This is a genomic window from Mycobacteroides sp. PCS013, assembly GCF_049532645.1.
In the GTDB taxonomy this organism is placed as follows: Bacteria; Actinomycetota; Actinomycetes; order Mycobacteriales; family Mycobacteriaceae; genus Mycobacterium; species Mycobacterium gwanakae.
The window spans coordinates 203,219-223,710 of record NZ_CP150131.1 but is presented as its reverse complement, the minus strand read 5'-3'; the positions used below and the strand labels follow the sequence as shown (position 1 = coordinate 223,710).

At 62.9% G+C, this 20,492-nt stretch carries 23 protein-coding genes; 12 read left to right on the top strand and 11 right to left on the bottom strand.

What is annotated here, in order from left to right; genetic code table 11:
- Positions 1-21 precede the first annotated feature (21 nt).
- Positions 22-1,158 carry a GTP-binding protein gene (locus RHO23_RS01095; RefSeq protein ID WP_070942797.1) on the top strand — a complete coding sequence of 379 codons (1,137 nt, stop codon included), beginning with the start codon at positions 22-24 and terminating at the stop codon, positions 1,156-1,158.
- Here RHO23_RS01095 and RHO23_RS01090 read toward each other — a convergent pair.
- Positions 1,155-1,715, bottom strand: coding sequence for a CGNR zinc finger domain-containing protein (locus RHO23_RS01090; RefSeq protein ID WP_423488566.1), 561 nt, complete (start codon positions 1,713-1,715; stop codon positions 1,155-1,157). The two genes, RHO23_RS01095 and RHO23_RS01090, sit on opposite strands and share 4 nt — an antisense overlap.
- A gap of 71 nt (positions 1,716-1,786) precedes the next feature.
- Between RHO23_RS01090 and RHO23_RS01085 the strand changes: the two genes are divergently transcribed.
- The 3 genes from RHO23_RS01085 to ctaD all read left to right on the top strand — a co-directional run bounded on the left by RHO23_RS01085 (position 1,787) and on the right by ctaD (position 4,902).
- Positions 1,787-2,281, top strand: a complete 495-nt coding sequence (locus RHO23_RS01085) for a VOC family protein (protein ID WP_423488565.1) — start codon at positions 1,787-1,789, stop codon at positions 2,279-2,281.
- A complete protein-coding gene (locus RHO23_RS01080; RefSeq protein ID WP_423488564.1) occupies positions 2,278-3,147 on the top strand; it encodes an NAD(P)-dependent oxidoreductase in 870 nt (289 codons plus the stop codon). Before RHO23_RS01085 ends, RHO23_RS01080 begins: the two co-directional genes overlap by 4 nt.
- Positions 3,148-3,222: 75 nt before the next feature.
- Entirely contained in the window at positions 3,223-4,902 is a 1,680-nt protein-coding gene (ctaD, locus tag RHO23_RS01075; protein ID WP_070920450.1) for a cytochrome c oxidase subunit I, read from the top strand.
- Here ctaD and RHO23_RS01070 read toward each other — a convergent pair.
- Positions 4,899-5,333 carry a pyridoxamine 5'-phosphate oxidase family protein gene (locus tag RHO23_RS01070; protein ID WP_030094493.1) on the bottom strand — a complete coding sequence of 145 codons (435 nt, stop codon included), beginning with the start codon at positions 5,331-5,333 and terminating at the stop codon, positions 4,899-4,901. The two genes, ctaD and RHO23_RS01070, sit on opposite strands and share 4 nt — an antisense overlap.
- Before the next feature lie 48 nt (positions 5,334-5,381).
- Positions 5,382-6,230: a TIGR03621 family F420-dependent LLM class oxidoreductase gene (locus RHO23_RS01065; RefSeq protein WP_227465408.1), complete on the bottom strand. Its 849-nt coding sequence runs from the start codon at positions 6,228-6,230 to the stop codon at positions 5,382-5,384.
- Positions 6,231-6,316: 86 nt separating this feature from the next.
- Here RHO23_RS01065 and RHO23_RS01060 point away from each other — a divergent pair, with 86 nt between their 5' ends.
- On the top strand, positions 6,317-7,369 hold the full coding sequence (locus RHO23_RS01060; protein WP_070920451.1) for a dihydrodipicolinate reductase: 1,053 nt from the start codon (positions 6,317-6,319) through the stop codon (positions 7,367-7,369).
- A gap of 23 nt (positions 7,370-7,392) precedes the next feature.
- On the opposite strand, the gene RHO23_RS01055 is transcribed toward RHO23_RS01060, so the two are convergent.
- The 6 genes from RHO23_RS01055 to RHO23_RS01030 form a co-directional block, all read right to left on the bottom strand.
- Positions 7,393-8,979: a histidine phosphatase family protein gene (locus tag RHO23_RS01055; protein ID WP_227465407.1), complete on the bottom strand. Its 1,587-nt coding sequence runs from the start codon at positions 8,977-8,979 to the stop codon at positions 7,393-7,395.
- A 176-nt stretch (positions 8,980-9,155) separates the two neighbouring features.
- On the bottom strand, positions 9,156-10,064 hold the full coding sequence (gene ppk2 / locus RHO23_RS01050; RefSeq protein WP_030094489.1) for a polyphosphate kinase 2: 909 nt from the start codon (positions 10,062-10,064) through the stop codon (positions 9,156-9,158).
- 53 nt (positions 10,065-10,117) lie between these two features.
- Entirely contained in the window at positions 10,118-10,867 is a 750-nt protein-coding gene (locus tag RHO23_RS01045; protein ID WP_030094488.1) for an SDR family oxidoreductase, read from the bottom strand.
- A 9-nt stretch (positions 10,868-10,876) separates the two neighbouring features.
- Entirely contained in the window at positions 10,877-11,740 is an 864-nt protein-coding gene (locus RHO23_RS01040) for an Fpg/Nei family DNA glycosylase (protein ID WP_064407940.1), read from the bottom strand.
- Positions 11,741-11,755: 15 nt separating this feature from the next.
- Entirely contained in the window at positions 11,756-12,505 is a 750-nt protein-coding gene (cobF, locus tag RHO23_RS01035; RefSeq protein ID WP_423488563.1) for a precorrin-6A synthase (deacetylating), read from the bottom strand.
- A 6-nt stretch (positions 12,506-12,511) separates the two neighbouring features.
- On the bottom strand, positions 12,512-13,162 hold the full coding sequence (locus RHO23_RS01030; protein ID WP_030094485.1) for a TetR/AcrR family transcriptional regulator: 651 nt from the start codon (positions 13,160-13,162) through the stop codon (positions 12,512-12,514).
- A 109-nt stretch (positions 13,163-13,271) separates the two neighbouring features.
- Here RHO23_RS01030 and RHO23_RS01025 point away from each other — a divergent pair, with 109 nt between their 5' ends.
- Together RHO23_RS01025 and RHO23_RS01020 are read left to right on the top strand one after the other, a co-directional pair.
- Positions 13,272-14,186, top strand: a complete 915-nt coding sequence (locus RHO23_RS01025) for an AurF N-oxygenase family protein (protein WP_030094484.1) — start codon at positions 13,272-13,274, stop codon at positions 14,184-14,186.
- Positions 14,183-14,491: a DUF4873 domain-containing protein gene (locus RHO23_RS01020; RefSeq protein ID WP_057963743.1), complete on the top strand. Its 309-nt coding sequence runs from the start codon at positions 14,183-14,185 to the stop codon at positions 14,489-14,491. Before RHO23_RS01025 ends, RHO23_RS01020 begins: the two co-directional genes overlap by 4 nt.
- Here the strand turns inward: RHO23_RS01020 and RHO23_RS01015 are convergent.
- Positions 14,459-16,810, bottom strand: coding sequence for an ATP-dependent DNA ligase (locus RHO23_RS01015; RefSeq protein WP_423488562.1), 2,352 nt, complete (start codon positions 16,808-16,810; stop codon positions 14,459-14,461). The two genes, RHO23_RS01020 and RHO23_RS01015, sit on opposite strands and share 33 nt — an antisense overlap.
- Between RHO23_RS01015 and RHO23_RS01010 the strand changes: the two genes are divergently transcribed.
- The 3 genes from RHO23_RS01010 (at position 16,800) to RHO23_RS01000 (ending at position 19,197) form a co-directional block, all read left to right on the top strand.
- Entirely contained in the window at positions 16,800-17,609 is an 810-nt protein-coding gene (locus RHO23_RS01010) for a Ku protein (RefSeq protein WP_030094481.1), read from the top strand. The two genes, RHO23_RS01015 and RHO23_RS01010, sit on opposite strands and share 11 nt — an antisense overlap.
- A gap of 119 nt (positions 17,610-17,728) precedes the next feature.
- Positions 17,729-18,928: an Nramp family divalent metal transporter gene (locus tag RHO23_RS01005; RefSeq protein WP_064407937.1), complete on the top strand. Its 1,200-nt coding sequence runs from the start codon at positions 17,729-17,731 to the stop codon at positions 18,926-18,928.
- A 77-nt stretch (positions 18,929-19,005) separates the two neighbouring features.
- Complete coding sequence (locus RHO23_RS01000; RefSeq protein WP_064393423.1) at positions 19,006-19,197, top strand: hypothetical protein; 192 nt, start codon at positions 19,006-19,008, stop codon at positions 19,195-19,197.
- A 75-nt stretch (positions 19,198-19,272) separates the two neighbouring features.
- Here RHO23_RS01000 and RHO23_RS00995 read toward each other — a convergent pair whose 3' ends face one another.
- Positions 19,273-19,683, bottom strand: coding sequence for a DUF5313 domain-containing protein (locus RHO23_RS00995; RefSeq protein WP_057963741.1), 411 nt, complete (start codon positions 19,681-19,683; stop codon positions 19,273-19,275).
- Between the two features lie 54 nt (positions 19,684-19,737).
- Between RHO23_RS00995 and RHO23_RS00990 the strand changes: the two genes are divergently transcribed.
- Positions 19,738-20,232, top strand: coding sequence for a MarR family winged helix-turn-helix transcriptional regulator (locus tag RHO23_RS00990; RefSeq protein WP_423488561.1), 495 nt, complete (start codon positions 19,738-19,740; stop codon positions 20,230-20,232).
- 101 nt (positions 20,233-20,333) lie between these two features.
- On the top strand, positions 20,334-20,462 hold the full coding sequence (locus RHO23_RS00985) for a hypothetical protein (RefSeq protein WP_044104185.1): 129 nt from the start codon (positions 20,334-20,336) through the stop codon (positions 20,460-20,462).
- Positions 20,463-20,492 lie beyond the last annotated feature (30 nt).

The window sequence follows — 20,492 nt, the reverse complement described above, 5'->3', positions numbered from 1 at the left end:
GATAATGGTTATCATTATCATGTGACCACAGCCCAGCTCTTACCCGTAACCGTGCTCTCCGGATTTCTCGGAGCCGGAAAAACCACCCTGCTCAACCACATCCTTGCCAACACCGAGGGGCGCCGCGTCGCGGTGATCGTCAACGATATGAGCGAGGTGAACATCGACGCCGCCCTCGTTGCGGGCACCGGACACCTGGACCGCACCGAGGAGCGGCTCGTCGAACTCACCAACGGCTGCATCTGCTGCACCCTGCGTGAGGATCTGATCGAAGCCGTCGGAAACCTGGCCCGACAGAACCGATTCGACCAACTCGTCATCGAATCGACCGGCATCTCCGAACCCATGCCGGTGGCCGCCTCGTTCACCTGGGAATTCGAGGACGGAACGAGCCTCGGGCAGGTGGCCAAGCTCGACACCATGGTGACGGTCGTCGATGCTTCCACCTTCCTGCCCGAGCTGGCCCGCGGCGAGGCCCTGGCCGACCGCGATATGGCCGCCGCCGACGGGGACGCCCGGTCCATCGCCGATCTGCTCACCGATCAGGTGGAGTTCGCCGACGTTCTGATCCTCAACAAGGTGGACCTGGTGAACGAACGGACCCTCGGGATGGTGGAGACACTGTTGCGCCGCCTCAATCCCACCGCGACGATCGTGCGCTCCACCGGCGGCTCCGTCGACCTCGATCTCGTACTACAGACGGGATTGTTCGACCCCGAGCTGGCCGCCCAGGCACCGGGCTGGGACGAGGAAATCGCCGACGGGCACACGCCCGAAACCGAGGAATACGGCATCAGCAGCATGACCTTCCGATCGGACCGGCCGTTTCATCCCCAACGCCTCAACGCGGCGCTGGAAGCGCTGCAAGGACTGTTGCGCAGCAAGGGATTCTGCTGGATCGCCAGCCGCCCCGACATCGCGGCGATCTGGTCGCAGGCGGGACCGAACCTAACAATCGAACCCGCTCAGTTCTGGCGCAACACCGAGGTCGCACCGGGGCAGGAGATTGTCTTCATCGGCGTGCGGCTGGACCGGCCGCGTGTGCAGCATCTCCTGGAATCCGCGCTGCTCACCGATGATGAGCTCGCCGGCGGCCCCGAGACGTGGCACAGCTTCCCCGATCCCCTGCCGACCTGGGGTGTCATGCACGCCCACTAACCCCGGCGGCTCATGGCGGCCTTTTTGGCGCGGTTCCCGCAGGTGTTCATGTTGCACCAGCGCCGATTGTTGGCACGGCTGGTGTCGACGTAGAGGCCATGGCACTGCCCATCCGAGCATGACTTCACCCGATCGCGATCGGGCCCACCCAGTGTCTCAATGGCATCGGCGGCAATGATCGACAGTGCGTCCGCGACACACTCGCCCTGCCAGATTGCCTCGTCGTTCTCGAACAGCCGGTACGCCTTTCCATTTCGGGAGAAGGCGTTCAACGTCCGGGCCGCCGCCGGTGCGATCCTGCCGCCGCCAGCGACCTGCGCACCCGCACGGTGGATGGTCTCGCGAAGCTCCGTCGCAGCCGCCAGTTCCTCCTCCGTCAACGACTCGCCCGAGAAACTCAATCCGTTGGCCTGCAACCACAGCCCCAGCCGCCCCGGATTGGTGAGCCGCTCGCTTGCCGCCCCGGCGCGGTCGAAAACCGTCGCGGTGAAACGGAAGGCCAGCACCGCGTTGTCCAGCCGAAACACCACGCGAGGATCCTCTGCCATGTGAACCACACTAACCGGTTCGACAAGGTATCGATGATGCCTTACGGTAGAACCGTCTAAACCGGTTCATTGGAGGAGAGATGTCCGTCAATCACGTCGGGATTACCGTTCCCGATATCGCTGCGGGAATCGACTGGTATCGCGACGTGTTCGGATTCGAATGCGTCATGGGTCCACACACACTCGAACCCGGACCGGCCGGCGAGCTCCCACCCGGGCTGGACAGTCGATTCGGCCAGGCGCGCATGGCCGGCCTACAGACAAGAAACGGGGTGGGGATCGAACTCTTTGAATTCATCGATCCCGCCACGGATCCACGGCCTGACGTACCCGTCGAATACACCCGGCGCGGCACCTGGCATCTATGCCTCACGGTTCCCGACGTGGAGAAACAGACACACGCCGTTGCCGCGGCCGGTGGACGGGTCATCACCCCGCCACGCGCCGTCGTGGCCGGCCGACCATGGACCATGTCCTACCTCACCGATCCATGGGGGACCGTCATCGAACTGATGAGCCACGACTACACCGAGATCTTCACCAACTGGCCTACTGAAAAAGGAGCGCACCCGTGAGCACAATTGCCGTCATCGGACTCGGAGCCATGGGAAAGGCCATGGCACACAATCTTCTTCAGGCCGGACATGAAGTCTCCGTGTGGAACAGGTCTCCCGGCCCCGTCGACGAACTGTCGGCTGCGGGCGCTCGCCCACTCCGTTCCCCCGCACAGGCCTTCGGCTCCGCAGTGGTGTTCTCCGTGCTGGCCGACGACCATGCCGTAACCGAAACCCTTTTGACACCACAGATTCTCGGAGCAGCATCGGGAGCTTTGCATGTCAACCTTGCGACCGTCAGCACGCAACTGGCCGACCAAGCCACGGCACTGCATGCCGAGCACGGCGTGGGGTACATTGCCGCGCCGGTGTTCGGCCGGGTCCCTGTGGCACAGGCCGGGCAACTGCAGGTGTTGTCGGCGGGCGCCTCCGACCAAATCGACAGAGCACAACCATTCCTCGACGTCATCGGGGCGCGCACCTGGCGATTAGGCGATGTGCCTCGACAGGCCAATGTCGTCAAGATCATCGGAAACTTCCTGATCGCATCGGCCATTCAGTCGCTGAGCGAGGCCGTCAGCATGGCCGAACGATCCGGCGTGGACTCCGAACTGCTGATCGACTTGCTGACCAGCACCCTGTTCCAGGGTCCGGCATACAGCAGCTACGGCAAGCTCATCGCCACCTCCACCTACCAACCCGCTGGTTTCACAACCACTCTGGGACGCAAGGATGTCGGGCTGGCTCTCGACGTCGCGGCAGATACCGGCTTGCGACTGCCCTTCGGCGAGGTACTGCGAACGGTTCTCGATGAGGCGCTGGCCAACGGGCAGGCCGACCTGGACTGGTCCTCGATAGCCGATCTGCAGCGGGCGCGCGACGTGTAGCGACTATGGCATGATGTCCACAGGAAATGCCTCACGTACACAGGCGAATCGGACTGTCTTGTATGGAGGTTTCCTGTGGCTACATCATCTCTCGAACTGACGGCAAGTCGCCCCTTTCCCCCTCGACTAGGGCCCAAAGGCTCTCTTATCTACAGACTTGTTACCACCACCGATCACAAGCTGATCGGAATTATGTACCTCGTCACGTGTTTCGCCTTCTTCATGGTGGGCGGTCTGATGGCGCTGCTGATCCGCGCCGAACTCACCACGCCGGGGCTCGCATTCCTGTCCAACGAGCAATACAACCAGCTCTTCACCATGCACGGCACCGCCATGCTGCTGTTCTACGCAACGCCCATCGTGTTCGGCTTCGCCAACGTGGTGCTGCCATTACAGATCGGCGCCCCCGACGTGGCCTTTCCCCGACTGAACGCATTATCGTTCTGGCTCTTCTTGTTCGGCGCTCTCATAGCGATGGCAGGCTTCATTACCCCCGGCGGCGCCGCCGACTTCGGCTGGACCGCCTACACCCCGCTCTCCGATGCCATCCACTCGCCGGGTGCCGGTGCCGACCTGTGGATCCTGGGTGTCGCCGTCGGTGGCCTGGGCACCATCCTCGGTGCGGTCAACATGATCACCACCATCGTGTGCATGCGCGCCCCCGGCATGGTGATGTTCCGGATGCCGATCTTCACCTGGAACATCCTGGTCGTCAGTGTGCTTGTGCTGCTGGTATTCCCGCTGCTGGCAGCGGCCGCCATCGGGCTCGCGGCCGACCGGCACCTCGGTGCGCACATCTTCGATCCCGCCAACGGCGGTGTCCTGCTGTGGCAGCACCTGTTCTGGTTCTTCGGACACCCCGAGGTATATGTGTTGGCCCTGCCGTTCTTCGGTGTGGTGTCGGAGATCTTCCCGGTGTTCAGCCGCAAGCCAATCTTCGGTTACACCACGCTGGTCTTTGCAACCCTGGGCATTGGGGCCTTGTCCATCGCGGTGTGGGCGCACCACATGTATGCCACCGGCGCCGTGCTGCTGCCGTTCTTCTCCTTCATGACGTTCCTGATCGCCGTCCCGACGGGTATCAAGTTCTTCAACTGGATCGGCACCATGTGGAAGGGCCAGTTGACCTTCGAAACCCCGATGCTGTTCTCGATCGGTTTCCTGGTCACCTTCCTCTTCGGTGGTTTGACCGGCGTACTGCTGGCCGCTCCCCCCATCGATTTCCACGTCACCGACTCGTACTTCGTGGTGGCGCACTTCCACTACACGTTGTTCGGCACCATCGTGTTTGCCAGCTTCGCGGGCGTGTACTTCTGGTTCCCGAAGATGACCGGACGTCTACTCGACGAGCGCCTCGGCAAGTTCCATTTCTGGCTGACGTTCATAGGCTTTCATGCCACGTTCCTGGTGCAGCACTGGCTGGGCAATGAGGGTATGCCGCGCCGGTATGCCGACTACCTACCCACCGATGGCTTCACGGGGCTGAACGTCGTGTCGACGATCGGCGCGTTCATTCTCGGTTCGTCGATGCTTCCGTTCGTGTGGAATGTGTTCAAGAGCTACCGGTACGGCGAGGTTGTCACGGTCGACGACCCGTGGGGCTTCGGCAACTCCCTGGAGTGGGCCACCAGCTGCCCGCCGCCGCGGCACAACTTCTCCGAGCTGCCCCGAATCCGTTCGGAGCGCCCGGCATTCGAGCTGCACTACCCGCACATGTCCGAGCGCATGCGCGCCGAGGCGCACGTCGGGCACTAGCCCGGAACGTGGCCGCCGTCCGGCTCGTGTCCGAAAACAAAGCGGCGGCCGGTGATCTGCGCCGGGATGATGCGCACGTAATGCAGCTTCACGGTGGGTATCCACGGGTAGAGGCCACCCTGGTCGGCCTCATCGATGTCGGCCGACGAGTTCAGTACCTGTGCCGCACCACGCACCACGACACTCCAGCCACCGATGTCGTTGTGATCGTCCGCCTCGAACAGCACCTCATCGCTCACGACGGCACCGAAAAGCTTGGTGCCCTCGGCTGTCCGGAACAGCACGGTGCCACGTTGGGTCACAAAATTGATCGGGAAGATCTCGGGTCTTCCATCGATCACCACGACCAATCTTCCTAGCTTGGCGCTGGACAGCAGCGTCCAGCTTTCGTACTTTTCCAGCAGGGTCACGGGTTGCGAGTCGGGCGTCATGACTGCATGATCGCCGACCGCGGCGACCAGAACTAGATGCGAAAGTCACTATCTGAGGGCGGCAATCAGCACGTGAAAATCCTTGAGCCCGCGTGGATCTACTCCCATGTACGTCAGATAGGAAATGCCCAGTTCTTCGCGAAGCGCGATGATCCGCTCAATGAGCGCCCCTTTGGACCCGTGCAACAGCGTAGGAGAGGCGAGTAACTGTTCATCGGAATCATGCGGCCGGTAGACACGCATCAGCCCCAGATCCGGTGCGCGGTCAATCGCGACATCGAATATCCCTAAGTTCAGCTCCGGCGTGTCAGTGCGGTGACCGGCCGCGGCCAGCACGTACGCGGCACGTTCGGCGAGATCGGCGTTCGTCTTCGCATCGGAGATCGCAACGATATCGGCGTGCTGCGCCGCGAGTTTCAGGATCTTGTCCCCCTTGCCCGCAATCATGATCGGTACGGGAACCTGGACTGGCCGCGGCCAGTGCTGCGGGCTAGAAAGCAACCCCCGCAGCGCACCGAGAGCATCGGCGAGCTGCTGCACGCGTCCGGCGGGACTCAGGAACGGCACTCCCGCCGCCTCGTACTCCTGCTCGACATAACCGGCTCCCAATCCGATCTCGACGCGGCCGCCGGTGAGCCGGTCAATCGTGGCAATGTCGCGCGCAAGTAGACGCGGCGAATAGAAACCGGTAGTCAGTACGAAGCTTCCGACCCGGATGCTCGTCGAGGCACTCGCGGCGGCAAGCATCACCGGGAAGGGCGCACCCACACCAAGGTGATCGGGAACCACGACAACATCCACCCCGCAATCCTCGGCCTGACGCACCTGCTCGCGGATCTGAACAGGATCGCCATGGGAGATCAGATTCGTGCCAAACCGAAATCCGTGTCTAATCACCGAGATTCCCACCTCTCAAGATCTGGACCAAGCACTTGTTTGGTGTTATGCAGGTCTGAGGCTACCGGTTGCGAGGAGGCAATGACATGGTCTATCGAGTGGTCCAGTGGGCGACGGGCGAAGTGGGCAAGGCCGCAATCCGCGCGGTGCGCGCCCATCCGGAGCTACAGCTGGTGGGGTGCTGGGTGCACTCCCCGCAAAAGACTGGCGTCGATATCGGAGAGCTCATCGGGCAGGCGCCCCTCGGCGTCACAACGACCAACAGTCTGGAAGACATCCTCGCCCTGGACGCCGACTGCGTGATCTACAGCCCTCTGCTTCCCAATCCGTCCGAGGTTTCGGCACTGCTCGCCTCAGGAAAGAATGTGGTTACCCCGGTCGGTTGGTTCTACCCAGACAGTTCGGGCGTCGACCTGGATGCCACCGCGCGCCAGGCCGGAGTAACGCTGCACGGCACGGGAATTGACCCCGGCGGCATCACCGATCTTTATCCGTTGATCTTCTCGTCCATGACATCGGCCGTAACTTACGTGCGTGCTGAGGAGTACTCAGACATCCGCACCTATGGCGCTCCCGACGTCATCCGGCACATCATGAAGTTCGGCGGTACTCCCGAAGAAGCTATCAGCGGCCCCATGCCCAAACTGTTGGGCGGCGGGTTCAAACAGTCCCTGCGAATGATCCTCGATGGCATGGGTTTCGCAGAGGTGGAGATCCGGCCTAGCCTCAAGGTCGCCGTCGCCACCGCAGACATCGATTCTCCGATCGGCATCATCAAACCCGGATGCGTTGCCGGTCAGCAATTCTCGTGGGAGGCATTCGTAGGGGACGAGGCGGTCGCACGAATCGCCGTGAACTGGCTGATGGGCGAAGAACACTTGGAACCCGCCTGGTCCTTCGGCCCGACGGGCCCGCGCTACGAGGTCGAAGTGCATGGCACTCCCTCCTCATCGTGCACTATCACCGGCTTTCATCCCCACAGCGTCGAGGCCGGGCTCGTAGCCAACGAGGGCGTGGTCGCGACTGCAGCGCACTGCGTCAACTCCGTGCCGTACGTATGCAGGGCCGAGCCGGGACTCAAGTCATACCTTGACCTTCCGCTCATCGCGGGCAGGGCGCATCCTCGACTCCATCGGTGACCGATGGAGCCGAGGACAGCTCGTTAGGCAGCGTCCTTGTGGGATGAGCCGCCAGCTCCCGATCCCTCGGTCCCGCCGCTCTTCGACGGGCCGGAGGTCGCCGGTTTGGCCGCCTTCGACTCCCCGCCTGCCGGTTCACTCTTGTTACCGGTGCTCGCTGCGGGTTCCGGTTTGGACGGCGTACCCGTGATCTTCTGAACCGCGTCAGAGGCCTTCTGAAGCGCGGCCGAAAGGTGTTCCTTGACGCTCGGCACGCCGCGCGGGGTTTTGCCAGGCTCGGACTTGTTGCCGCCGCTCAAATCCGTTGCACCGTTCGCCTTGACCGGCTTGCTGGGCAGCGCAATGACCTTCGCCAGCGGTTTGTCCGCCGGAGCCTGAACGGCAGGACTCTTTACTTCCGGCACATTCGCCTCTGGCGCCTTTACTTCGGGCGACTTTACTTCCGGCGCAGCCGATTCATCGGTCTTGGTGGCCGGCTTGGCCGATCCGGCCGGCTTCTCCGTTGTCACCTCGGCCACCGTGGCAGTCGTCTTCGCCTCGATGACCTTCGCGTCGGAGAGCTTCGACTCGTGGGGCTCGGTGTTGGCGTTGGACTCGCGCGCAGCAGTCGACTTGCTCTCCGTCACCTTACTTTCGGCAACTGTGGACTCCGGCTTGACGGATTGGTCCAGCACCTTCGGCAATGCGCCGCGCACCTCGTTGACGACGTCGCGCGCCACCGCCACCGGGAAGTGCACCGTGGACTTGATGACGTCTACCACTCCCTTGGCGACCTCATCGGCCACCTTGGAGATGTCGCCGGTCGCGATCGCCTGCTGAATGCGATACGCCGTGGTTTGCGGCTGTACGAAGAAGTTGCGGAAATCTACAAACAGCTTGGTCGGCAATGACGGGTTCTGGTTGACGGGCTTGCCATTCCACTCCTTGAGCGTCCACCCGCCCTCCGGTGTGCCCTCCACCTTCACCACCGAGGTGTTACTGAGCGGGTCGGAGAGCAGCAGGGTGGGATCCGGATTGTCCACGTTCATCATGACCCAGAACATGATGGTGGCCCCGTGCGAGTAGACCACGGCATTGCGGTCGCCGTTCTCATAGATCGTCTTCACCGAGTCATCGACACGAGCATCAAACGCGTTGCCGTCCTCACCTCCGGGCACGGGCACGAAACGGGCGCCCAACGTCCACAGCAGGGGCGCGGCGATGTATCCGATGCGGCCGATGCCTTCCTTCTCCGATTGCCCTTCGAAGATGCCCGCACCGATCTCGCGCAGACCACCCAGCACGGTGGCCTTCTGCCCCAGCTTGTCCTCCATGGGCTTGGCCGTCTCCTGGGTGCGGATCATGTCCGACGCGTAAATGCCGTCGAAGCCACCGCCGAGCTTGTCGGCGACATCCTTGGCCTGCTGTTGGCCCGTCGCCGTTAGGTGGGGCCCGGGGACCGAGGTGTCGATCTTCCCCGACGCATTGCCTTCGGACTCGCCGTGTCGCACAAAGGTAATGGTCATCGGATCGGCCGCCCAGGCCACGACCGCTGTGACGATCGAGAAGACGAGGGCGGCGATCACCGTCGTCAGGACACGCGACATTGCCCGCGTTTTCGATTCACGCATTAAGAATCCCCATCCATAGGTCATGTGAGTGCGCTCACATTAGCGATGCCTGATCCGAGTTAGGCAATGTTTCATCCCACTGAGCGGACCATATGGACGTGACCAAATCTGGAACGAGATGTTAAGCGAAAACCCTTGCAGGGCTGAATATTCAGTGCTATCGATACATTGACCCGCTAGCGTGAGCCGGCCTTCTCCCCTTCTTCGAAGATGGCCGACGCGGGCCCGACGATCAGGGGGTCCGGCGCTCCCACGATCTCGGTGTCCTTGTTGTCATAGTCGAACTGCGAGAGCACGTGGCGCATCGCCTCCAGCCGGGCACGCTTCTTGTCGTTGCTCTTGACCACCGTCCAGGGCGCGCTGTCGGTGTCGGTGTAGAAGAACATCGCCTCCTTGGCCTCGGTGTAGGCGTCCCACTTGTCCAGAGACGCAAGGTCAGTTGGCGAGAGTTTCCAGTGGCGCACGGGATCGGTACGTCGCGCTTCGAAGCGGGCCAGCTGTTCTTTGCGGCTCACCGAGAACCACAACTTGACCAGGTGCGTCCCCGAGTTCACCAGCATGCGTTCGTATTCTGGTGCCTCACGCAGGAATTCGGCGACCTGCGCGGGAGTGCAGTAGCCCATCACCCGCTCGACACCAGCCCGGTTGTACCAGGAACGGTCCATCAGCACGATCTCCCCACCGCTGGGCAGGTGCGCGGTGTAGCGCTGGAAATACCACTGTGTCTGTTCTACCGAGGTCGGCTTCTCGAGTGCCACGACGCGCGCGCCACGGGGATTGAGGTGCTCGGTAAACCTCTTGATCGATCCGCCCTTACCGGCGGCGTCCCGGCCTTCGAAGATGATGCAGATCTTCTCGCCGCGTTCCTTGACCCACAGTTGCAGCTTGAGCAGCTCAATCTGCAGCTTGCGTTTGGTCTTCTCGTACTCCTTGCGACTGAGCTTCTCGTCGTAGGGGTAGCCCTGTTTCCAGGCATCCTTGCCCTCTTTGGTGCGACTGATCCCGCCGCGCAGGCTCGCGAGTTCATCGAGCTCGGCGGCGTAGTCCACCGTGACGGAGGCGTTCGGTTTCTCTTGATCGGCCATAGGTTCAGCATCCCACGTGGGCACAAAGTCCCATGTGGGAAACCCATGGCCGATTAGGCCAGGCGCCCGGCCAAACGCGGCGGAATCAGGCGCATGATCAAGGTCACCGGGGCCCACGGCCAGCGGGGCACCGCGGCGCGGCCGGGCTCCCTCTCGATGGCATCCACCATGGCAGTGACACCGGTCTTGGTGTCCACCATCATCGGCGTGGTGGGCGATTTGGCGCTCAGGTCGGTCTGGATATACCCCGGCTCGATGGTGCTGACCTTGATTGGGCCACTGGCATATTCGGCGCGCAGCGACTCGCCCAGCGAGGAGAGCCCAGCCTTGCTTGCCGCATACGCGGCCTTCGTACCCGGTAGCCCCTTGGCAGCGGTCACCGACGAGATAAGCACCAGGTGCCCGCGCCCCTGCTCTTTGAACAGTGCGAGCGACGCCTCGATCTGCACCAGCGCACCAATGAGATTGGTTTCGATGGTTTGAATGTTGGCCCACGACTTGCCGCCGCCCAGGTGCCAGCCCTTGGCGATTCCGGCGTTCACAACCACGCGATCCAGACCGCCGAGCTCGTCGCGCAGCTCGCCGAAGACCACCGGCACCGAGTCATGGTCGGTGACATCCAGGGAACGCACGGCGACCTTGATGCCCGGGTTGGCGGCCAACAGCTCCGCCTTGAGTTCTTCCAGCGCCTCGGTGCGCCGGGCGCACAGTGCCAGGTCGCGTCCCTTCGCGGCGAACTGACGGGCCATCTCGGCGCCCAGGCCGGAGCTTGCCCCGGTGATGAGGATCTTCTGTCGCGTCACGTTGCCACTTTATTTGAGGAGCCGCGAGAGCCGACGGTCGGCCAGCACCTTGCCGCCGGTCTGGCATGTCGGGCAGTACTGGAAGGATTTATCGGCGAAGGACACCTCCCGCACCACGTCACCGCACACCGGGCAGGGCATCCCCGTGCGGGCATGCACCCGCAGTCCGGATCGCTTCTCCCCCTTGAGAGTTGCCGCCTGCTGCCCCACGCTGCGCTGCACAGCATCGGTGAGAACCGACTGCATGGCCTCATACAGCGCCGTGAGTTGGCCCTCGGTGAGCGTCTTTCCACTGGCGAAAGGGGACAGCTTGGCCACATGCAGGATCTCGTCGCTATAGGCGTTGCCGATCCCGGCGATCACCCGCTGGTCGGTGATCACGTTCTTCAAACGTGCGGTGGTGCCGGACAGGATGTCGGCCAGCCCGGTGGCGGTCAGCGAGAGCGCGTCGGGCCCCAGTGCGGCGATCTGCGGCACAGCAGCCGGGTCTGCCACGACCCAGACAGCCAATCGCTTTTGGGTGCCGGCTTCGGTGAGATCGAATCCCGGTGCCTCGCCGGGTGTTCCGAGATGAACCCGCAGCGCGATAGGTCCCTTGCCCGGTTTGAGCGGCGCGGCGGCCAGCTTGTCCGACCAGCGCAGCCAACCCGCTCGCGACAAATGAGTGATCAGATAGTGACTGCCAACCTGAAGGCCCAGGTACTTGCCCCAGCGCGTCGCACCCGTCACCGTGTGGCCATGCAGAGACGTGACCGGCGGATCGAAGGTCTTGAGCACCGAGAATGCCGAAACGTCGATGCGGCCGACGGTGGCCCCGGTGGCGTGGCGACGCAGGTGGTCAGCGAGCGCCTCGACTTCGGGTAGTTCGGGCATGGGCCCAGTCTGCCTCTACTCGCCGACACTCCGCAGTAGATAGGTGTCCATGATCCAGCCGTGTTCGGCCCGGGCCGAGGCGCGTATCTCGGCGATCCGCTCGCCCACCTCGCCGATGGCCCCCGATACCAGCAGCTCGTGCTCTGTGCCCAGATAGGCACCCCACCAAATCTGCGTTGACGGGTCCAGCTGCCGGAATGCGCAATCACCGTCGAGCATCACCACAACGGTCCCGGTGCGAGGCCACTCGTCCAGCAACCGGCGCCCCGTCGTAATGAGCACCGGTTCCCCGATACCGTTCAGCACGATCCGGTGCCGCGCGGTGAGCGCGGAGACTGCGGTGATACCCGGCAGCACGTCGTAATCGAACGTATGAGGATCCTCGGCCAGGATCGCGTCGAGGATGCGCAGTGTGCTGTCGTAGAGGGACGGATCACCCCAGGCCAGAAAGGCGCCGACGCCACCCTCCGGCAACTCGGAAGCAATTGCTTTGCCCCACAACGCGGCCCGTTCTGCGTGCCACAGCTTCACCGCACCCTGATACTCGCCCCTGCCACGCACCGGGTCGGGCAGTTCGACGAAGCGATAGTCGGGTTCGGTGATGTACCGCTCGCAGATATGGCGGCGCAACTCGACCAAGTCGCCCTTGGTGTCGCCCTTGTCTGCGACGAAGAAGACGTCGACCTCGTTGAGCGCCGCGATGGCCTGCACGGTCAGGTACTCGGGATGGCCGGCACCGATCCCGATGACGCGGATCCGTCGCATCGCGACTTAGGAAGCAGCCGAATTGGGAGTCAACACCGCCGAGATCCCCTCAGTGATCGCCGATACGGTGAGCAGGTTGCCGATGAAATCACCCAGCTGCTCGTCGGTCTGAGTCTCCACGACGCCGGGAGTGACCAGTAGCGAGGCAGCGATCCGGAAGCTCCACTCGGCGGCGGCCTTGACGTCGATGGCGGCCAGCTGCTCGTCGGTAAGCAACTTGCGGAAGTACGGGGCCAGCAGCACGGTCGTCTGATCGATGAACGGACGCGCCTTGACGGTCAGATAAGGCAACACCTGCTCGGGGTTCTCCTTGAGACCCTTCTGCAGCAACGGGTGATGGCGTCCGTGCTGGACGATGCGCACGATGGCATCGATGAATCCGGTGCGGGGGGTCTTCGCCGTCGCGAAGACCGGCTCCAGTATTTCGCCGAACCGGAGAAACTCCCGATGGAACAGTGCCTCGATGATCGCGGCCTGATCACCCACGTGTTTGTAGACGGTGGGCCTCGACAGACCGGCCTTCTTGGCGATCAGCGCATGCAGGCGCGCCTCATAGCCGTGCTCCAGCAAGCATTCTTCGGCGGCATCGAGGATGCGGCGGCGAATCTCGCCGTGATCGCGGGTACGGCCGCGATGGCTTGACCGGCTCACTTTCATCGGTGCCTACTTTCGTTCGCCACAAAAATTACGTGGCACTTCGCGTCTCACTTGACGCCCCAACCTGCAACGTTTACGTTTGACATCCTAACGGAAAGGACTGTCAACGGTGACGTCTACCCTCAATAACGGCCCCGCCCGCACCCCGAATCGGGAGGAATACTCCGACCGGCTACTCAAGGGCTCGGTGCGCCGCTCCTACCAGCCAATGGTGGATCTGGACTGGGATGCGCCGTTGGATCCGGACAAGTACTTCCTGCCCCCGAAGGCAATCTCTCTGTACGGCACCGACATCTGGAACAACATGTCACGCGCTGAACAGATCGAGCTGTCCAAGCACGAGATGGCCAACGTGCTCTCGGTCGGCATCTGGTTCGAGAACATCCTCAACCAGAGCCTGCTGCGCGCTCTCATGCACGCCAGACCGAACAGCAGCGAGACCTTCTATTCGCTCACCGAGATCGGTGACGAGACCCGCCACATGACGATGTTCGGTAAGGCAATATCGCAAGCCGGCGTAGAGCCCTACCGGCTACCGCTCTACCAGCGGTGGCTGGCCAACGCCCTGCCGCTGGTCCTCAAGGGCCCAATGCTGTGGGTTGCCGCGCTGATTGGCGAGGAGATCTTCGACGCCATCCAGCGCGAGATGATGGATGATCCCGAGCTGCAGCCAATGGTCGCGCGGCTCATGCGAATTCACGTCACCGAGGAAGCCCGGCACATCCAGTTCGCTCGCGACGGCCTGCGCCAGCGTGTTGACAAACTGCCGCGGTATGCGCGTTTCATCGTCCGGCAGGTCAACGGCTTCGGTGGCCCCATCTTCATGTATCTGTTCACGAATCCGAAGATGTACCGCAATGTCGGGTTGCCCGGATATCAAACCCAGCGGATCGCGTATCGCAACGAGAACTTCCGCCAGACCCAACAGCTCGGTTTCGCACCGCTGTACAACTTCCTCACCGGCATCGGCCTGATGGGCGGAACGTCGCGCTGGATGTGGCGCAAAGCGAAGTTCGTCGCATGATGGATGACGACGATCTGTATGACGGCCCGGCGGTTATCACCGCAGGCGAGTTCACCGTCGAGTCGCGGGTGCGGCTGATCGGTTTCTTCAACCCCCTGGATGGCAAGTTCCACTGGCAGGGAACGATTTACGCCAAACCCGAGGGCGGTGAGCTCAAGGGCGGAACCCAGGTGACCATCGCCGTGGGCGAGACCAGCGCGCAAGGGCGCATCACCGAGCAGACCCCGTGGGGCCACTTCTCGGTAGCGGGTGTCGGCGCACCGCCGTACCCGCTACCCGAGATCGAGCTCGACGTCGCCAACTGACTTATCGGTGCGCAGACCACGCCAGCTGGAGTGCTTGAGAATCCCGCCGGGCGTGCGATCCCCGTAGCGAACCTCGGCGACCAGTACCGGTTCGACGAACTGCACATCTTTGGCCTCGACCGCGGAAAGCGGTGCACTGAAGGGTGATTCGTCGCAGTGCAACGGCTCCAGCTGCTCCTTGAGTGACGCCAGCTCCTTCTCTGTGAATCCGGTGCCCACCCGTCCGGCATAACGGAGCCCGTCGGGCGCCGGTATCCCCATCAGCAGAGCACCGATCCCGCTGCTGCGTCCGCCCTGCCCCTTACGCCAACCACCGATCACGACCTCTTGGCTACTCCAGTTCTTCGCCTTGATCCAGGACTGGGTGCGCCCCGGCGTATACGCCGAATCCAGCCGTTTGGCGACGACGCCCTCCCAGCCCCGCTCGTGCGAATGAGCCAGCGCCGCTTCTCCGTCGCCGCCCAGTTGTTCCGGAACGGTCATCATCTCGGTGCCGGCCCCCAGCACGTCGAGCAGGCGGCGCCGGTCACGATACTTGTTGCGCAACAGGGATTTTCCATCTAGATACAGCAGATCGAATGCCCAAAATCGGACGTCGGCGCTCGGTGCCCGATTCTGTAGCAGCGAGAAGCTCGGCAGCCCCTTGGAATCCAGCACCACCACCTCACCATCGAGAACCACACGGTGCTCGGCCAATTCCCGGGAGAGCTGCTGCAAGGCCGGGAACTCCTCGGTGACATCGCGCCCGCTGCGTGCCACGGCCCGCAACCGGCCGTGGTCGCATTCGAGGAGTAGACGATAACCGTCCCATTTTCCTTCGAATGCCCACTCATCGGCGGTCAATCCCGCCACAGAACCGGTAGTCGGCAGCATCGGCGCGAGGCCCACTGGCATTGCGCCAGGTGATCGCTGATCCTTCATGCGGTGCGCCAGCCACTGCTTGCCATCGGTCTGAATCAGCGCATACCGCCCCGAGATTCGCTTGCCGTGCAGGGTGACAATGACTTCTCCCTTTGACCCGCCGTCGGCGCCGGAACCGTCGCGCGGATCGATGAACTTCTCGGTGTCATAGGTTCCCGAGTCCCAGATGGTGACCTCGCCGGCGCCGTACTCCCCCCTCGGAATGGTCCCCTCAAAGGTTCCGTATTCGAGCGGGTGATCCTCGGTATGCACCGCAAGGTGATTGACGGACGGCTCCATGGGCAGATTCTTGGGGACCGCCCACGAGACCAGCACACCGTCGCGCTCCAACCGAAAGTCGTAATGCAGCGCGGTGGCGTGATGTTCCTGGATTACAAACGAACTATCGTGACCTGCTTGCGGTTCGACGGCAGGTACCGGTTCGGGGGTGCGCGCCGGATCGCGCATGCTGCGGTACGTAGACAGCCTGTCTTCGACAATCGCCACATCATCGAGCCCTGTCAGCAGATCACCGTCACGCTCGGCGCGCGCCAGTACTTCATCAAACCGCAACTGGCGCAGTTCGGGGTCGTCCAATTCGTCCCACGTCCGGGGTGCGGCTACGGTCGGCGCCTCGCGGCCACGCAGCGAGTAGGGGGCAACCGTTGTCTTGGAACCGCTGTTCTGACTCCAATCCACGAAAACCTTGCCCGCACGCAGTTCCCGGGTCATCGTCGCGGTGACCAGATCCGGCATCGACTGCTCCAGCTGCATCGCGACCCTTCTCGCGACGGTCACCGCACCGGATGAGCTGACCGGCTGCGCCAGCGGCACATACAGATGCAGCCCCTTGCTCCCACTGGTCAAGGGAAAGGTGGTCAGACCGATATCGCCGAGTACATCGCGCACCGCGCGGGCGACCTGTGCCAGCTGCGGTACGTCCACCCCTTCGCCCGGATCCAGATCGAATACCAATCGTGTTGCCGGTCCAGGATTTTCGCCGACAAACCGCCACTGCGGCACATGTACTTCCAGTGCCGCCTGCTGGGCTATCCAGGCCAGCGCCACCGAAGTGTCGATCAACGGGTAGGTGACGTAGCGGGATTTGTGTTCGATCCGCCGCCGGGGAAGCCAATCGGGGGCCGACGACGCGAGGTCCTTCTCGAAGAAAGACGGCTGCTCAACGCCGTTAGGCCACCGCTTACGGGTGACCGGGCGCCCCGCGAGGTGCGGCAGCATGAACGGGGCGATGGCGGTGTAGTAGCCGAAAACGTCCGCCTTGGTGGTGGCCGGAGTGGTTCCGCTTGGCGGATACAGCACCTTGTCCGCATTGGTGAGGCGCACGAACGCGGTTGATCCCGCACCGGATGTCGCGGACTGCGCGGCTCCGGTGGGCCATACTGGGGATATGCGTTCCATCTGGAAGGGCTCCCTCGCCTTCGGGCTGGTGAACGTCCCTGTCAAGGTATACAGCGCGACCGAGGACCACGACCTCAAGTTCCATCAGGTCCACAACAAGGACAATGGCCGGATCCGCTACAAACGCACCTGCGAAGAATGCGGTGAGATCGTCGAGTTCCGGGATATCAACAAGGCCTACGAGGCCGAGGACGGCCGCACCGTCGTGATCACCGATGAGGATCTGGCGACGCTGCCCGCCGAGTCCAGCCGCGAGATCGAGGTGCTGGAGTTCATTCCCGCCGCCGAACTCGACCCGCTGCTGTACGACAAGAGCTATTACCTCGAGCCCGACAGCAAGTCTTCGAAATCGTATGTGCTGCTGGCACAGACACTCGCGCAGACGGACCGGGTGGCGATCGTGCATTTCGCGCTGCGCAACAAGACACGCCTCGCGGCCTTGCGGGTCAAGGACTTCGGCACGCGTCAGGTGATGATCATCCACACGCTGCTCTGGCCTGACGAGATCCGCGAACCCGACTTCCCGGTACTGGACCAGGAAGTGAAGATCAAACCGGCCGAACTGTCGATGGCGGGACAAGTGGTGGAGTCGATGGCCGACGATTTCGATCCGAGCCGATACAACGACACGTACCAGTCGCAGCTGCTGGAGATGGTGGAGGCCAAGCTCGAAGGTGGCGAGGCGTTCACCAAAGATGAAGCCCCCACCGAACTCGATGCCACCGATGTCTCTGATCTACTCGCCAAGCTCGAGGCCAGCGTCAAAAAGCGTCAGGCCGAGAAGGCCAGCACCAACTAGGCGAACGCCACCCTGAGGTGGCCTCGCCGCAGCACAAGGTTTCGGGTACTCTAACTTTTCTATTCGGGTACTTGAAATAGGAGGCGTGGGTGCTGGAGCGGCCGAAGCAGACGCGACCAATGCACGGGTTTTACCTACTCGGGCCCGCTTTCGTCGCAGCCATTGCCTATGTCGATCCCGGAAACGTCGCCTCGAATGTCAGCGCGGGCGCCAAGTACGGCTTCCTGCTGGTGTGGGTGATCGTCACCGCCAATGTGATGGCCGGGCTGGTGCAGTACCTCTCAGCGAAGCTGGGTCTCGTCACCGGACAATCGCTGCCCGAGGCCGTCGGCAATCGCATGTCACGACCCACCCGGCTGGCGTTTTGGATGCAGGCCGAATTAGTCGCCATGGCAACGGATTTGGCAGAGGTCGTGGGCGGCGCCATCGCGCTGAACCTGTTGTTCGACCTGCCACTACTGCTCGGTGGTGTTATCACCGGAATCGTCTCGATGGTGCTGCTTGCCGTGCAGGACCAACGCGGACAACGCTCGTTCGAATATGTGATCTCGGCGCTGCTGGCCATCATCGCTATCGGATTCCTCGCCAGCGTCGTCGTGGAACCGCCGCCGCTGGGCGAGGCCGCCGCGGGGCTGATCCCCCGATTCCAGGGCGCCGAGAGCCTGATGCTGGCGACAGCCATGCTGGGTGCCACGGTCATGCCACACGCCGTATATCTGCATTCCGGGCTGGCCCGCGACAGACACGGACGTCCTGAAGAGGGCGAGCCGCGACGCAGGCTACTGCGCATCACCCGTTGGGACGTGAGCCTGGCGATGCTCTTCGCCGGCGCGGTGAACATGGCAATGCTGCTGGTAGCGGCCACCAACCTGAAGGGCCGCGACGGCGTCGACACGATCGAGGGCGCACACGCCGCCGTTCGCGACAGCCTCGGGCCCACCGTGGCCCTGCTATTCGCAATCGGTCTGCTGGCATCGGGGCTCGCATCGTCCTCGGTCGGCGCCTACGCCGGCGCCATGATCATGCAGGGACTACTCCGCCGCTCTGTCCCGATCGTGGCGCGACGGCTCGTCACACTGCTCCCGGCGCTGGCGATCCTGGCCGTGGGTATCGACCCCACTCGGGCACTGGTGGTGTCGCAGGTGGTGCTGTCCTTCGGTATCCCCTTCGCTCTCATACCGCTCGTGCGCCTGACCAGCGATCACGGGCTGATGGGCACCGACGTGAACCATCGCATGACGACCATGCTGGGCTGGATCATCGCCGCGCTCATCACACTGCTGAACGCGGTACTGGTTTTCCTTACCCTTGCGAACTAGTTTCCCCTGGGAGTAGGCTGTGAGTCATGAAACGAATCCTGCCCTCAGCCTTGGCAATTGGAGTCGTTGCTAGTGGTTTGTTCGTTGGAGGTATCGCCTCTGCAACCTCGGCAAAGGCAGATCCAGATATTTGCGGCTCCGTGGATACCTATCCACGTGTGACCGTATGCGCGGACGGCAACTGGGACCGCGGCTGGGATCGCGGCTGGCGCGGCGGACATGGCAACGGTTGGGGCAAGGGCCACTGGAAGCACGGCGACTGGGACTGAGCCGCCGTCAGGCATCTAGGCGCTGACGCAAGACCGCAAGACTCAGTGCACAAAGATGCTTGACACCACGCCGCGCTAGATGGGGCCGCTACTGGAGTGGCCGTCTCCTGAGCGCGGCCCGAATCGCCGCGCGTAGTCCTCGTGAATCCACGCGTCCTTTTGACGCTTGAGCACATCGACCAAGCCTGGATCCAGTTCATGCTGCACCAGCCGGTGACGGCGCCAGACCTTGTTGAGGGCATGCGCCATGATGAGCACCCACACGTAGATGGGCACCGTCATCTCCATGTGGACGTACAGCGACGCCGGCAGCAGCCAGAACGGCGCGAGGATGAAAAGCGGTGGAATCGCACACCGGAAAATGTGCCGACGCACCGCGCCCTTGCCCGCCAGATCATTGGCGACCCAGTCCTTCATCGAGTCAGGTAGGCGCCGCCCGTAGCAGTAGGCGATGTACTGAAAGAAGTTCGGGCGATCGGCGGCCATAACTAGATTGTAGACTAATAATTAGTGCACTAACTAATGGTTAGGATAGTGAGAATGACCGCAGTCTCACCCGATGTCGACCCGCTGGCCCTGGAGCGGCAGGTGTGCTTCGCACTGGCCGTCACCAATCGCGCGGTGCTGGCCATCTACCGGCCAATACTCGCCCCCCTGGGGATCACACATCCGCAGTATCTAGTGATGCTGGCGCTCTGGGATCACGCCAAGAGCAGCGGCGACGATGCGCCGGAAGCGTTGTCCGTCAAGCAGATAGCCGCCCTACTGCAAACGGATTCGGCAACCATCTCCCCCATGCTCAAACGGCTCGAGACGCTGGGCCTGATCACCCGCCCACGCAGCGCTGCTGACGAACGCACCACACACGTCACCCTGACCAAGCAGGGCGCCGCACTGCGCCGGAAGGCACTCAAGGTGCCAGCAGCAGTCGTGGAACGCCTGGGCGTCGACCTCTCCGAACTGGGACACCTGCATGCGGTGCTGACCAGGATCAACGCGGCCGCGCTGACCGCCGGAGCCCTGGACGCCGACTAGCCGCAAAACCGTTATGTGGCGTCCGCCACACCTCCCTGTACACCGATCGGTGTAGGTGCTGCAATGAGTGGTAGACCGATCGATATACCAAGGAGGTCATCATGTGGAACGACTCAATGGTGCTCATCGCCATCACGCTCGTCACCCTGGCCATGCTCTGGACCGCAAGCGGAGAAAACTCGATGAACTACTACGAGCGCGACACCCAGAAAGGCATGTGGCAGCGCTAGTTTGCGTGCGCGGCGGGTGTCTGTTTGTCT